Here is a 14,890-nt window from a genome sequence, read left to right as displayed (position 1 = left end):
TTAACTTAATTTAAATGGTATTATTTTCTTAATATCTTTTGCTTTAAATAAATTGGCATCTTTTCTTTTTATGGCCTCTCTTAAGACCTGTAAGTCTTTTTTGTTGATGGCAAGAAATGGAGATGTTGAATCTGATTTCGACAGTTTTTCCATCTCTTTGGAAGCCTGATCAAAATCTTTTAGATAGTAATGTAATAGCGTCAGCCGATAACTATCCACTTGATCCAGTTTTTTCCGTTGTTCTGCTGCTAGATATTCAGCTCGTATAGATTTCAGGATTGTTGGATTTTTTGACTGATCAATAATGACCTGTCCGAAGGCATTGCTACGTTCATCCCAAGTAGGATAGAGTTGATATTGGTCAATCAACGCAAAATAGGTGGTCGCATTTTGGGAGCCAGCATAATAGCTAGCAACGAATCCGGGTAAAAATACCTCCCATAATTTGTCATTGAACGTGGGACGTATATAAGCTAGCATTGTCGTTAAACTATCCAATTGTTGTGCTGTCCCGTATTGTTTACTTTTTGCTTTGGCAATTGTTGAAATCTTGTTGCGGAGTAGATTTCCGCCGTATAGTTTAATCAATTTTGGAAGATTGTCATAAGCCCAATTATTGTATTTCGCAAAGTAAGTGACACTATTGGCCAAGAAAGCTGTCTCATTGAACAAGTCCTTTTGTTGCTCGAGATATCCTTCTAGTTCCGCAAAATCATGTTTTTCTCCGGTTTTAATAAAACGCTCGCTATAAGCTGCAGGATAACTGTTGTCTAACGTATTGTTAAATGCGAGATATTGGGCTGATTTGTTGCGTTGGACAGCCTCCTTTAATAGAGGAACAAATCGGTCTACACCAAAAAAACCGGATTCAGTCATTATGGTTTTGCCTTCGGGGCTTACAATGACATAGGTCGGAAATCCTGGGGCAGCGTACTTACGGGCTATTTTCTTCCCGTCTTCCTCTTTCATCACATCTGTTTTGTACAGAATATAATTATCGTTGAGTTCTTTAGTAACAGCCGGATCCGGAAATACTTGTTTGTCCATTTCTGCACAAGGCATACAACCAACAAAGTACAGATCGATCAGAATGAGTTTGTTTTCCTTTTTTGCTTGAGCTTGGCATTCCGCATAACTCCCTTGGAAGATTTTTTCCTGGGCAATTGCTACGTTTGAAAAGAATATGCCGTAATAGGCTATAATAATATAAAAAATAAGCTTTTTCATATGATTTGTTTTGAGAATTGAAGGTATTATGTTTTAGCGTGATTAGATATTTACGGTATGATCATCAGTTGTTGTTATAGAAATGGATCCTCCCGTTGCTTTTAACCGAATCTCATCTATGAGGGATGGATTTTTTTTCAATTGATCGGCTGTATAACTGTCTATGCGTTGGATTAATGCACCTGTTTTCAGACCACCTGGGGCGTCGGCAGCACCTACAGCGCCAAGTACTTTCAGCTTTCCGGTATTATCCCAGCCAAACTGATAATTCTTGACTAAAAAATCCTGCGGGTGGTCGTGTAATCTATTGGGGGAGAAATATACCTCACCTTCCGCCAGATTTATGGTGATATTATAGCGGCTTAATAGGCGAACCCCAATTGAGCCATCAAAACCAGGTTGCCAATGTTCATTGCCAGCACTGCCGCCCATGAGTGTTACCGGCAAACCCTGCATGGGTGGGAGGGGAGAAATGGCAAATTTATAGCTTTTGCCCGAAAAGGTGGGCGAGGAAACACCCATGCTTACGGTTGCGGCCTGTGCCTCGGCTTTGAAGCCGCTAACAAGCAGTTTGTTTTGACGTACAAAGGGACGGAAGCAGATCAGATCGTATGAAGCACCAGTGTCGAAAACGAAATGTCCGGAGTAGCTCTTATCCTTGATAATTTCAAGCTGCCCGGGTAGTATCATTACCCCCGCAGGCATTGTAATCGGTACGGCAGTTCCCTTACCCTTGTATTGAAAATCGCCAAAATCGTACAATGAAATTGTATTTTTATCGTAATCGATGTGTGTGATAAATTGGCGTATCAGGGTATTACCAATAATGCCATCACCTTCTTTGCCCATTTCAGGAAAGATCGCAATACCCTGTCCTGCCAGTTTAAGCGTGTCCAATAGAATACTATTGTTGTCAGATACCTGAATTTTTGTGTTTCCGCCGACGACAGAAGCGTTGTTCTCACGCGTTACCTTTAGGCCAATAGCATCGGCAAGTTGCTGGTTTACCGCCATTCCGTCTGCCCCAGTGTCAAACAGGAGTCTTAATGGCCGTTCATATCCATTGATTTTGACCTGCAGGTAAATGGAGCCATTCTTGTTTTCAAAAGGAATAACCGCCCGTAATTTGGGAGTGTTCTCTCTTTTTAACCCATATAGTTGATCAAAAAGACTGAAATAGATTAATTTCCCCTTATGATCAACTAGCGCTTGATTGCTTGTTGTCTTGCCCTTCGTATCGGTAACCTCTATTTGAAGTAATGTTCCTTTTTTAGTTTTCTTGTCCGATAGAATATTGACTGCTTTTAGGGGGTAATTTTTGATAATTTGGTTTAAGCGGAAGCTGGCTCCAGCACCAGTATGTCCAGCTATGGAAAAATTTGGCGCCAGCTCAGTGCTTATGAAAGAGCTGTCTTTTTGTTCAAAGCAGGTGAGTAGTTTGGCCGGCAATTGGGTTGCGAGCTGAGCTTTTGACCACGATGCAAAGGCTGTTAACAGCAAGAGAGCTCCGGCTTTTATAATGGATTTATAAGTCATGGTAATACAGAATAAATTAGCGTATTTAGTGAAGGATGTAAAAGGATTAGAAGCCGTAGATCTTTTTCAGCGTAATGTCAATGTCGTCTGTTGCCGAGGCTACAACGCGCAAAATGATTTTTCCATTTTCATCCACGAGGATTTTTGTTGGAAAACCACTGATCTGATATGCTTTCACAATATCCATTTGCTCTTTGTTCTCGTTGTTTAGCACATTTGTCCAGGATAAGTTGAGTTCTTCTATGGCTTTGTGCCAGCTCGCTTTGGATTCTTCCAGTGTTTTGCCTCTTTCTTGTGCGATACCGATGATTTCAAAGCCTTTATTTTTGTAGCGACTGTAAAGTTGCTGGAGATGCGGCATACTTGCCCGACAGGGGCCACACCAACTGCCCCAAAAATCAAGTAGTATGATGCGCCCTTGCATCTTTTCTAATTGAAAAGGCATGCCGCTAGCAGTGATCCGCGAAAAGAGTGGTGCTGCTTTCCCTTTCGCGGTCACGCTCTCTTTTAAGATTGTTGAAGCTATTGCCATACCCATGTCTGTTGATTTGTAGTTGGGATCGAGACGGTTAAATGCTAATTTATAGTCTTCAGAAGTATAGCTAGACTTCATTCTGTAGAGCAAAAACAGACTTACATAGGATGTAGGATGATTTTCTATAAATTTTTTCTGAAGAGCAATTTCCTTTTTGCCCACTTGACTAAGCTGCTCGATTATGATTTTGCCCTCCGTAGATTCGGGGCTAATCTTTCCCTGGAGGATTGGACTGTATAAAGTATTTTTTTGCTTTACAAATCCCGCTGTAGACTGACGCAGGTCATTGTATTCATTGTTTTCTTTCCCTCCTTTAACCTGAGCTAAATCAAGTTCCTCGGCATTGGCGTTTATAAGGATGTCATCTTCAGAAATGAAAATATTGAGCGGATAACGCATGGCTTGTCGTAATGCGCTGGCATTTGGATCTTTGCCAATAGTCCTTAAGGTAGCATCAACTATTTGTGTTTGTTTTGGGATCTTGATTTCAAATAATCCATCATGTATTGGAGCTGCAAAACCTATCCTTTTGCCTTGATAGTCAATAAAAGAAACACTTAACTTCGCGGCAGGGTCTGTTACAGATGATGTAATTTTTCCTTTGATTGTAACGCTATCCCCCTGCGCAAATAGAAGCGCGGGAGATAACGTTAAAAATAAGAAGTAAATCCAAAGTTTATTCATGCCTATTTCGATGCTAATACTTTTTCAAGGAGTTGCTTTAATTCTGGGTTCGATGGTCGTGGTGAATCTATAGTGATTACTTTTCCCTGTCTGTCAAAAACCATGAAGCGCGGAATTCCCGTAATTTTGTAATATTTGGCAAAATCTCCCCATCCGGAAGCAAAAAGTTGCAAGCCACCAAGTTGCTCATCCTTAATCATTTTTAACCACTTCGTTTTATCTTTTTCTTCATCAACCGAGATGCTTACCACCTGAACATCTGTACCCTGCATTTCTTTTTCAAGTTTTTTGAGATGCGGTATTTCTGCTTTACAAGGACCACACCAGGTTGCCCATACGTCGATTAAAACCACTTTTCCTTTTAAATCGGCAAATTTTATGGTCTTCCCGTTATTGTCAGGAAAAGAGAAATTAAGTCCTTGGTCTCCACTTTTTAGTTGAGCCATGTCATTCATGATACCAATAGCACGTTTCTTTTGACTTGCAGTCATAAAATATGACTGGTACTTATCCGCGGCTTCCTTATAACTGGAATAATCTTTTTGTCTTGCTAGATAATTCAGTATAGCATCACCCTTTAAAGTGTCATTGGGGAGGAAATCCAGATCTTGCTGGAGACCAGTGATGCCTTTTCCCGGAGGAATATTCGCCGTACGGCGAGATACAAATGAGATAGCGTTCAAAGTACGGTTTGCCCAAGGAATTTGATAGACCAATGCTGCGTTTCTTGCGAAGCTGGCTAACGTTAGGGTTTTATAGTAATCCGTATATTCTTCTACTGCAGGATGTGCTGAACGTGGCGTATTGAGGAAATTTGTCGCGTTGGCGGCAAGATCCCATTGGATATAATCCTGCAATTTACTGTCAAACTTGGAGTTTCCACTTTTATTATTTTTAGTGAAGGTATTTGCTTTGGCGACAACATTCTCCAGGTCGGGGAAGAAATCGACAAAAGTACTTTGAGCTTTCATCCAGTAGAATGCCTTTTGTTCTACTGGACTTATTTCGTCGTGCCAACGGCTGAGGATCTGATTTTCTTTGCTGTTATTAGTTCCGGTCAATTGGTAATTTTTTTCGGAGATGGTAAACTCAAGTTGGTCGCCCGGCTTGAAATAAAAGATATTATTATCGGTTTGACTGCCTGTTGTTCCCGAACCAATGGCATAAAATCCTTCGTATTCGGGGTAGAACGTGAAACCAAAATTTTTATCCAATTGAGGTTGAGCTGAAGCAATCTCAACCATATCACCTTCGACAACCTTAAAGAGTTTGACCGGTTTGACAAGTTCTTTATCGAATCTCCCCTTGATCTGAACGGGTGATTGAGCGACAACTGTACTTGCCGCAAATATTGTTATTGAAGTTAGGATATGTTTTTTCATTTGTGTTTTATAAGTAATTGTGGATTAATAAGACCAGGGATAAGTATAATCGGAGACGGACGGCGCGATGTAAATGAGTGATCGTGCTATTCCGGTTCCTTCGAGCGTCTGTACAGGATTTGAATCTAAATTACCCGAGTTTTTTGTAAACATTCTAATTTTATAATTCGACCCGATTTTTGTTCCAACGACAACGAAATTGAAAGCATATCCCGATTCTGAGTATTTTAGATGTTTAATAAAAGTAACCTGTTCACCTCCAGTGGCGCTAAACTGCAATTGTTCAAAGCCATTGCTAAGATTTCTACTATATACTTGGTTGTTGTTGACAAAGTAGAGGAGATTTTCGTCTTCGAATAACAAAGTATGCAGGCTCGCTTCATATAATTTAGAGGAAGGCCCTATGCTATCTTTTTTTATTTTTAGGACAAACTTGTTCTTTTCTAGTGTACATAGGGATTTTAAACTAGGGTCAGTTTTGTCCTGCAATATGGCATAACCAACCGTTTTGTAGTAGTAATCGGGGGCCGGTAAATAAATATTAGACTTCATTCCCAAAAACAACGCTTTTTGATTGTTATTTGTCGTGCTGAAATCATTGGTAGCATCATTTGAAAATATAGTCATACTGGAACCGGATCCATTTGCGAGCGTGACGAAATTTCCGCCTAGGTTGTCAAATAGAATAGGGTCATTGCTAGCACCAGAGATCATAAATTTTGATAATTCATAGGCGCTATTCTTTCCATCAATCATCGCTTTGTTTCCAAACTGACCAGTATTAGCGCTCATAGCATAGATATTATATAGCTGTCCATTATTAAGAATATAATTAGCGCTACTTCCTACAAAAGCTCCTGTAGTTCCGGATATCGTTTGTGGTCCTCCTAAGAATAAATTCTGCTTATCCCTTATTTTCTTTAGATTATTGACATTAATGGCTTGTATATCTTTTTCTGTTACAAGAAATAATGCCCGGGTATTAGAATAAGAGCTGGGGTTTAACACATTGCTTTTGTAACTGGAAGAAAAGCTAATGAAATTTGCCTTTCCTGCTATTTTTTGATTATTTGCAGTACTGTATACATTTTCGATTTTTCCATTTACCACATTATTTTGCGGGGTTAGGTGTAGATCTAAATCCGAGTTATTACCATCGTCTTTAAGGACATACCAACCCCGCGTAAACTGTGTACTTACAGTTACGGTGGCATTCTTGTATTGGGTATAGCCTGTTTTTTTGTTTTTCACAATACAAACGACAACCCAGTCCTTGGCATCCTCGGTGATATAATAGCTTAGATTTTGGTTACGGGAGATTGTGTCCAATGGTTCGCTTCTACCTTGTACATTTGTTTCGTAAAATCCCCATCTATATTCTAACTCACCTTCTTTATTTGATTTTGCAGAGGGGGATATTTTTAAAGTATCTTTTAGTGAAATGACTGTGTATTTTGACTCAATTCCTTCAATATCAATGTGCTCCTTTTCGCTATAGTCATAGTTGCTTTTATCTTTTGAACAGGATAAAACCAATAGAAATCCTAGGAGTAATAGGTAAATATTTATCTTTTTCATCGCTTCTAATTAATTAGGGAAAGTAATGAGATCACCGTTTTCAGCGCGTAAGGGCGCATCAGGATGTTGCTTATTGTAATCTATCACAGCCATCCCAAGGACAGATTTATAATAGTTCATTTGATCTAGAGGTAGGGTCGCTATAAAGTTTTGATCCCAACGCTGAGCCGTAACCTCGATCATAAATTCATGTTTTCGAACGCTGTATGCTCCGAAATAATAGGTGGAATAGGAGGCTGTCCAAGCATTTGGCTGGCTAAGGCGATCAGTAAACTGTAGTTTGCGCCAGGATTTGGTGGGTTCACCGATAGCAAAGTTAGCGTTAGCGACAATGGAAATACCGAGATTGACGGTCTTACTTTTTAATTCGCCATCTCTTAAAATAACGATCGGTACCTTTGCGTGTACAGAGTCGGATTTGATAACGTAGAGATCAGCGACAGCAGGATCATCAAATGGGATAAAGTGTTTTCCAGGGACAGCATTTTCCATGCCCTGCAATTGGACTTGTTGAAGCTGGTATTTTCGATCTTTTTTTGATGTTTCGCCCACGGTGTAGATATCAAAATATACGGTATCTTGCTTCGTGTCCTCTGATTCATAGAAGAATGTTTCAGATTTTAACGAGTCGGTATATTCATTGAGTTTGAGCGTCGAAACGGGTGGCCCAAATTGTACTCTTGCAATATCATTAAATATATAATATTGGTCCTTTTTGCAGCTAATGAACGAGATGCATGCGATACCAACTATAATTAATATAAAATATGGTTTCATAATGGAGGTTAATTAATAGATTCAACTGTTGGCATGGGCAAGAGGTAATTGACCACTGCATTTGAAGGAGCAAATAATATTTGCGGTTTTGGGATATTCAGTCTTTTGTAAGCGTAATACGCCTGTCCTTCCCCATAGAATTCCTTTCGATATTCCTTGATAATCTCGCTCTGTAGGGTTGGCAGGTCTGCGGGTATTGATAGTCCGGAGATATTACGGTTCGCTCTAAAGGTTTTTAGATATTCCAAGCCTTCAGTGAAAGGAGCTGTTTCAGCCAATATCAAATAAAGTTCACTAGTGCGTATCATTGGCAGTTGTTTGTAATCGCTTAAAACGGTCACATTGTCGGCCGTAACCCAAAACTTTTTAATCACATTGTATCTGGAACCGTTGGTCAATGTAACAATATTCCAAAGTGAAGATTCTCTAAAATCAGTTCCGGTATTGCCGTATAGTTGATTTGTGATGGTTGTTGCAGATGTACCTTTGCGATAAGTTGCGTTGCCAAAGTTATCTGTATAGGTTTTTGCTAAATCAAAAGCGTACAGTCCGAATATCTGTTCAGAAGTGAGGATATAGTTGGTTGTTGTAAAGTCTTTCCCAGTGGCTAACTTGAATTTAACTTCTCCATCCGCATCTTTTGCGTCAATCACCTCCTTAGCGGCTTTATACGCATTGTCTTTGTCTCCATACCATAAACTTGCACGAGATTCTAACGCTTTCATCGCATAATAGTTCATGCGCATATTGCGATATGACATGAAATCATCTAGTGGCTTGTAGTTGCTTGCGAATCCATTGGGATTTCTAACATCGTTCATCGAATAGGACAGCATGGGGTCAAATTCTTTGATAAGCTCTTCGGCTTGTTTTAGATCTGTGAAAATTTTGCTTTTATATTCTTCATAAGAAATATGTTGATGGATTTCTCTGTTAAATTCAGTTACATAGGCGAGCTGATTTCCGATCTCAGATTCAGTTGGTATAGGGCCATAAAGGCGCATCAGATCAAAATGGATGTAGGCACGTAAGCCTAGGCATTCTGCTTTAATGACCTGATATACTCCTTCCGTCTTAAAGATGGATTTATTGGATTCTAGATTCTGAAGAATAGCATTTATTGCGGCAATTGTTGCATATTGTTTGGCAAATATCGCATTGAATTGATCAATTACGCGATTGTCGGAATAATTGAAAAGTCCGAGCTGTTGTTCCAGGGAATTCGTCGTTATATCCCAGCTCGAGATTAAACTTTCTATGGAGCCAAAAGTTAAGGCTTTCCCATAGGTTGTATTACTTTTTGCCGAAATATAAACGCCAGCCAAAGCATCTTTAAACCCCTGTTCGGAATCGAATAATTTATCCGCTGGTATTTGGGTTCGAGGTAAGACATCCAGAAATTTATTGCATGAACCTAAAAATAGGGAACTTACTAAACTCGTTAATATGATATATTTTTTCATTTTATTAAAATGTTGCGTTGAGACTAAAAGTTACCTGCCTTGAAAATGGATAATTTGTTCCTCGTTCTTGGCGAATACTCGAAATGATAAATGGATCAGATACATCCAGTCCTATATTGACGTTTTCGAACCCAATTTTCTTGACCCAATTCATGTAACGGAAATCATACTGGAAGTTGAAACTTCTCGCATAAATGGTGTTTTCATCTTGGACAAATCGCGAAGTTTTATAGGTTGGATTTGTGTTTAAGAGTCCTTTGAATGGTGCATAATCGCCGGGATTTTGCCATCGGCCGGTATAGACGCGTTCATCTACATTATATTTGTAACTGCTGGTTTCAACTCGTTCAGCCAGGGTTCTATTGTATGCCTGACCGCCAAAGCGATAACCCAGCGATGCTGTAAATGTAAATCCTTTGTAACGTAACATTGTGTTGAAATTCCCCCAAACTTTAGGATCTGTGTTTCCGACAGCAGTAACATCTTTTGACGCCCAGGTGTAAGTTGGTGTGCCGTCAGCAGCGAGATAAAGCTCTTTTCCTGTGCTCGGGTCTATCCCGAGGGATGGAACTACCCAAATGGCGTTACTCGAATATCCCTCGATGTACATTTTGTTGGCATTATAGAGATCCCCCTGAAGTGTTTTTTGCGCGTCTTTTAAAGCTTGTGAGGTTTCAAGTACCTTGTTTTTGTTATGCAATACCGAACCCGATACTGACCAGGTTAAACCGGTGGGCTTTTTCATCAGATAGACTGTTGCATATAACTCGAATCCTTTATTCCGTAATTTTCCGATGTTGGCTGTATAATAGCCTACACCACTGGATGCGGGGGTATTAACGGAGGAAACAAGGTCATTGGTGTTTTCAATATAATAGTTCGCCTGTAAAGTTAAATAACGGTCAAAAAGGTCGACATCTGTCCCAATATTGTATTTAAGCACTTGTTGCCATTTTAGATCCGGATTGCCGAGCCCCATGACATAAGCTCCCAGCCAATTATAATATCTATCGGAAGTGTAATAACCGTAAGTGGTCAAAGCCTGGTACGTATTGAATTTTGTAGACCCGGATGTCCCTACAGATCCACGCAATTTAAGGCGGTTGACGATTTCATTCTTTTTAAAGAACTTTTCTTCGTGTAAATTCCAACCCAGACCTGCTGACCAAAAAGGAGCGAAACGTTTATTGGCGCCAAACTGGGAAGAACCATCCATACGGAACGTTCCGTCGACAAAATAACGATTGTCATAATTATAGTTTGCATTTCCAACAAAGCCAACGGTTCGATAATAGTACTCATTACCTGAAGGTTTTCCATCCTTCATATATTGCAATGCCATCGATGGAAAATCAAGATCACTGTTTGGAAAACCTTCTGCGGCGTTTGTCAGTTGCGAGGTGTTATCCTGGAAAATATTTGCCTCGGTTCCGACAAAAATCTGATGTTTTTCTTTTATTTTTTTGCTATAGGACAGATTTAAAGCCCCTTCGTATTTCATTCCACGATTAAGACCAATCCAATAAGCTCCTTTTCTAAAGACATCAACTCCGGTATAATTGGCAAAGTCAGTATGTTCGGCGGGTTTAAACGCATCGGACTGTTTATCGGATTTTGTAAAGCTGAATTTACCAATTAATCTTAATCCTTCTTGAATCGACCATTCGACAGCAGTCTGATTGGTAATATCTGTTTGTTCTCCTTTGTCAAATGTTTTTAGGCTAGCATTATACAAGGGGTTTGTCGGAAGGGTAGTCCATATATTTGAATAATCAGTTGTACCTGGATCCCCTAACACTTTATTTACATTTCCATCTTTATCATAAGGGCGCCAATAAGGATTGAGGTCGAAATAATCACTGAATGATCCATATGGTGACTGCTGATTCTTAATATTATTAATATTTAAATAATTCCTAAATATTAAGTTTTTGTAAGTATAAGATAGGGTGATGGATCCATTCAGCGTATTTCTGGAAGAGCCTTTCATGACACCGGCTGTATTGTTATTTTGGATACCGGCTGAATATCGGAACTGGTTGTCCCCGCCTTCCAGTCTTAAATTACTTCTTAAAGCATAGGATGTGCGCAGTGGAATAGCCATCCAGTCTGTCTCGACGCCGCTATTCACTTCATCTAACAGAAAATTATAGTATCGTTTATTCGGAATGTCTGTACTTGCGTTCGGAGAGTCATAAAGTCCGGTAATACGTTCTAACTCCAGTTTGTCTCTTGCATTAAGGAGGTGGTAAGCCGATAAGTCAGCGTTTTCAACCTTTAGCTCTGTTCCAAAACTTAGGCGTAATTTGCCTGGTCTCGGGAGTTTCGTTGTAATGACGATGACACCGTTGGCACCTCTTGATCCGTAAAGTGCGGTCGCTGCGGCGTCTTTCAAGAGGGTAATCGAAGCAACATCGTTTTCATTAATATCTATCAATGCCTGAAGCGATGTCTGGAAACCATCTAAAACAATCAGTGGAGTGTTGAGCTGACTTGCGGATTCGCTCTGAATTTCATTCACATTGGGGATACTAGAGTTTCCGCGCATCTGAATTTCTGGAAGTCGATTCGGATCATTACCGAAAAGATTATTCTCAATAATATTAAACGATGGATCTATATTCCGTAAAGAGGTCACGAGATTTCGAGCGCCGTATTGCCTGAGTTCTTTTGTCGTGATTGTACGTGATGCTCCCGTAAAACTTTTATCTTCCTTCTTAAAAATACCCGTAGAAACAACCGCTTCCTCAAGGGCATTTTCTTGTTTTTTTAGGCGGATAACCATTTTCTCCTGATTTAAGCTCGCCTTAATTTCCTGTCTTTCGTAGCCTAAGGAAGTTATCACCAGGATTTCGTTTAGTGAAGATATTGGCAATATGAAGCTTCCATCAGCCTGGCTCATTACACCTTTTCGTACATTGTCTTTGAGGCGAATTGATACCCCCGAAATAGGTTTTCCTTCGTTGTCGATAACTCGCCCTTTTACGTATTGCTGCTGCATAGTCAATACGATCCTTTCGGCGTTGGACGTTATAATGGTACGCTGTTTGGGATGAATTGTATTCTTTTTGATAACTACCGTTTTATCAAAAAAGTCATAAGACAGATTTGCTTTGTTGAGAATCACATTTAAAGCTTGTTTAAAAGGGGCATCCTTAATTTCAGCAGTTAAGTCAATGATTTGGTTGATTTCATTCTTCTTGTAAAAGAATGAATAACCGCTCTGTTTTTCGAGGTTTTTCAAGATCGATTCCAAGCTCGATTTTTGCTTTTTCAAGCTAATCTGTTGGGCATAGGTGTGTGCATCTACTTGTGACAGACCTAAACCGATCAGTAGGGTGATTAAGTTGATCCTCATGAGAGATCTGGATAATGGGCGCGCAAAAAGAGGCTTTTGTTTTTCATAAATCCGCCAAATGTTGGACGCTGGGTTAGCATCCAAATTGGTCGAATGAAAATCTTTCTCCTTCTTAATGAACGGAGTTAAGGTAAATTTCATTAAATTCGTTTGGTTTTAACGTGTTAATAATTTAGAAGTTAGACGATACTTTAATACCAATTAAGTTGGACGGGTTCTGCGCCAACAGGATCCGTCTTTTATTGATATTAAATAAGCTCTTATTAGGGTGGGAATCTTTCGCTTTTCATTTCGTTAATGGTTTGGTTATGTTATGATTAAGTTAATTCTATTGTTTTTTCCTACAATAGCTTTGGTTTGGATATTTGCATAATTTAAAAGAGCAATGAGCTTTTCTAAGCTTAAATTTCGTGGGATTTTCCCACTATATTGACTGGCATTGCTCGTCCCGTTATAAGTGACATCGATATCATACCACCTTGCGATGTCCTTAAATACCTCTGCTGTATTTGTACCATCAAAGCAGAATTGGCCACTTTTCCAGCTAAGTACCTGATCTATATTGATACGCTTCGACCGGAGCTTTCCATCTTCGGAAAAAGCTTGCTCGTTTGGTCTTAACCTCACCGCACTATTTTGTTTGGAAACAATAACTGCGCCTTCCTCTAGGCTGGTGCGTACCCCGTCCTCTTCCGAATAGGCATTAATATTGAATTTTGTACCCAGGACTTTTGTCTGTTGATCTTTTGTTTTAACAATGAAACTTTTGTGGTCCCTCGTTTTTGCTACCTGAAAATAAGCTTCACCTTCCAATTCAACGATACGGTCTCCCGATTCAAATGAAGAAGGATAGATTAATTTCGAATCAGCATTGAGGCTGACCAAGGTGCCATCTGCTAAGGCAAGCTCATAGGTAGCGCCTTTGGGAGTTTTTAATATATTTTGCTGGCTAACAATGTTTCCGGTTTTGGCATTTCGATAACTAACTTTTCCCTGTGCATCTTTTGTTAAAATTGTCTCTCCGATCTGTACACTTTGATTTAGCGCTAATTCGTCGAGATTAATCTGCTTCCCATTGGCTAGCGTGATAATAGCTTTTTCACTTCCTGGCGGGATGGATGCTAATAATTTATTGGAAGCAGTTTGCTCTGCCGCAGGCCAGTATCTATAGGCGAAAAAACCGATCAGCAATATTGCCGCAGCTGTACTGATAATCTGTATATACTTTATGGTAGAGGATTTTTTTTCTATTAAGCCTACCTCAGCCAACAGCCGGTTTTTTACATTCTTTTGGATGGTCGAAAACTGTGCTTCTGGTATCTGGTCAACCGACTTCTGGTCAAACCAATCAAAAAGTTGTTTACGTTCCTCAGTATTTTCGGATCGGCTCAGAAAACGGGTAATTGATTTATATAATTCTTTCACTTGCTTCATAAATCGCAACTTTATACTGGTTGGTTATAATACAAGTGACCTAAAAGAGGCAGAGCTTCTACTCAAAAAGAAAAAAAATATTTTATTGTAAAAATTGTTGACTAAATGACTGATTAAAAGGCTAAAAAAATAATACAAAGTGAAAAAGGTGGCCTGTTGCGGTGCGTAAATGACGAATAGCCTTGTTAATGTGCTTTTCAACAGTGGATTCGCTGATTCCTAGTTTTATAGCAATCTCTTTATTGCTTAAATAGTATTCCCGGCTCAATTTGAATACTTCCTGACATTTTTGAGGCAGATTTTCGACTTCTTTGGCAACAACGTCGATGATGTAGCGGTAATACAGCTGATCCTCGATGGGTATGGATTGATCTTCAAACTCAAGATGTTCAAAACTTTGGGTAAGCTGAATTTTCATCTCTTTGCGGTAGTAGGCGAGAACCAGATAGCGACAAGAACTAAATAGATAAGCGGGTAGAGACTCTATTTCTGTAATAAATGCTCTATTTTTCCATACGGAGATAAATAGATCATGTAGAGTATCTTCGGCTGCTTCACGATTGCTAATTTTTTTTGTTATAAAAGAAATCAGGTCGGGCGCAAACAAATCATATAATACCGAAAAAGCGCGCTGATCTCCCTGTTGAATAAGAGGCAGAAGTTCTTGGTATTGGTATGATTTGGAGTTTTTCATAAGAAGCTAGCAGCTAGTAAATTTAAAAAAAAAATAATATTTTCATTATAAAGATTGTAAAGTGGCTTCGCTTTTTATATTTACTTTTGAATATTTATTAATATTCGACAAAAATCAGTCGTTTTCAATGGGGATCAACAAATAATTGTTTCAGTCATGCGGTAGGCTTCCAGTATGTTTGAAGTATTGCTTAAGTATTGAATAAGTATAGTTATCGTTTAT

10 protein-coding genes are annotated in these 14,890 nt (G+C 39.3%); all 10 read right to left on the bottom strand.

Translation table 11 applies throughout. The annotated features are described in order from the left end of the window. The gene (locus BWD42_RS20580; RefSeq protein WP_077438276.1) at positions 1-1,227 is read right to left on the bottom strand and encodes a thioredoxin family protein; all 1,227 of its coding nucleotides are present in this window, start codon (positions 1,225-1,227) and stop codon (positions 1-3) included. A 42-nt stretch (positions 1,228-1,269) separates the two neighbouring features. Continuing rightward, entirely contained in the window at positions 1,270-2,763 is a 1,494-nt protein-coding gene (locus tag BWD42_RS20575; protein ID WP_077438275.1) for a retropepsin-like aspartic protease, read from the bottom strand. Between the two features lie 46 nt (positions 2,764-2,809). Continuing rightward, positions 2,810-3,982, bottom strand: coding sequence for a TlpA family protein disulfide reductase (locus tag BWD42_RS20570; RefSeq protein WP_077438274.1), 1,173 nt, complete (start codon positions 3,980-3,982; stop codon positions 2,810-2,812). Positions 3,983-3,984: 2 nt separating this feature from the next. Then, positions 3,985-5,364, bottom strand: a complete 1,380-nt coding sequence (locus BWD42_RS20565) for a TlpA family protein disulfide reductase (RefSeq protein ID WP_077438273.1) — start codon at positions 5,362-5,364, stop codon at positions 3,985-3,987. 24 nt (positions 5,365-5,388) lie between these two features. Further along, the gene (locus tag BWD42_RS20560) at positions 5,389-6,942 is read right to left on the bottom strand and encodes a PKD-like family lipoprotein (RefSeq protein WP_077438272.1); all 1,554 of its coding nucleotides are present in this window, start codon (positions 6,940-6,942) and stop codon (positions 5,389-5,391) included. Positions 6,943-6,951: 9 nt separating this feature from the next. Continuing rightward, positions 6,952-7,719 (bottom strand): DUF4843 domain-containing protein, encoded by a 768-nt coding sequence (locus BWD42_RS20555; protein WP_077438271.1) that lies wholly within the window; start codon positions 7,717-7,719, stop codon positions 6,952-6,954. 8 nt (positions 7,720-7,727) lie between these two features. After that, the gene (locus BWD42_RS20550; RefSeq protein ID WP_077438270.1) at positions 7,728-9,182 is read right to left on the bottom strand and encodes a RagB/SusD family nutrient uptake outer membrane protein; all 1,455 of its coding nucleotides are present in this window, start codon (positions 9,180-9,182) and stop codon (positions 7,728-7,730) included. A gap of 4 nt (positions 9,183-9,186) precedes the next feature. Then, positions 9,187-12,540 carry a SusC/RagA family TonB-linked outer membrane protein gene (locus BWD42_RS20545; RefSeq protein ID WP_077438313.1) on the bottom strand — a complete coding sequence of 1,118 codons (3,354 nt, stop codon included), beginning with the start codon at positions 12,538-12,540 and terminating at the stop codon, positions 9,187-9,189. A 306-nt stretch (positions 12,541-12,846) separates the two neighbouring features. Beyond that, a complete protein-coding gene (locus tag BWD42_RS20540) occupies positions 12,847-13,974 on the bottom strand; it encodes a FecR family protein (protein WP_077438269.1) in 1,128 nt (375 codons plus the stop codon). Between the two features lie 121 nt (positions 13,975-14,095). After that, positions 14,096-14,668 (bottom strand): RNA polymerase sigma factor, encoded by a 573-nt coding sequence (locus BWD42_RS20535; protein ID WP_077438268.1) that lies wholly within the window; start codon positions 14,666-14,668, stop codon positions 14,096-14,098. Positions 14,669-14,890 lie beyond the last annotated feature (222 nt).

Source organism: Sphingobacterium sp. CZ-UAM, assembly GCF_002000245.1.
Taxonomy (GTDB): domain Bacteria; phylum Bacteroidota; class Bacteroidia; order Sphingobacteriales; family Sphingobacteriaceae; genus Sphingobacterium.
Note: the sequence above shows the minus strand (reverse complement) of the source record. Positions and strands in the feature narration are given on the sequence as shown.

Coding starts and splice junctions, on each gene's coding strand:
- BWD42_RS20575 (WP_077438275.1), bottom strand. CDS start 2,763: ATGACTTATAAATCCATTATAAAAGCCGGAGCTCTCTTGCTGTTAACA.
- BWD42_RS20560 (WP_077438272.1), bottom strand. CDS start 6,942: ATGAAAAAGATAAATATTTACCTATTACTCCTAGGATTTCTATTGGTT.
- BWD42_RS20540 (WP_077438269.1), bottom strand. CDS start 13,974: ATGAAGCAAGTGAAAGAATTATATAAATCAATTACCCGTTTTCTGAGC.
- BWD42_RS20550 (WP_077438270.1), bottom strand. CDS start 9,182: ATGAAAAAATATATCATATTAACGAGTTTAGTAAGTTCCCTATTTTTA.
- BWD42_RS20535 (WP_077438268.1), bottom strand. CDS start 14,668: ATGAAAAACTCCAAATCATACCAATACCAAGAACTTCTGCCTCTTATT.
- BWD42_RS20570 (WP_077438274.1), bottom strand. CDS start 3,982: ATGAATAAACTTTGGATTTACTTCTTATTTTTAACGTTATCTCCCGCG.
- BWD42_RS20565 (WP_077438273.1), bottom strand. CDS start 5,364: ATGAAAAAACATATCCTAACTTCAATAACAATATTTGCGGCAAGTACA.
- BWD42_RS20555 (WP_077438271.1), bottom strand. CDS start 7,719: ATGAAACCATATTTTATATTAATTATAGTTGGTATCGCATGCATCTCG.
- BWD42_RS20580 (WP_077438276.1), bottom strand. CDS start 1,227: ATGAAAAAGCTTATTTTTTATATTATTATAGCCTATTACGGCATATTC.
- BWD42_RS20545 (WP_077438313.1), bottom strand. CDS start 12,540: ATGAGGATCAACTTAATCACCCTACTGATCGGTTTAGGTCTGTCACAA.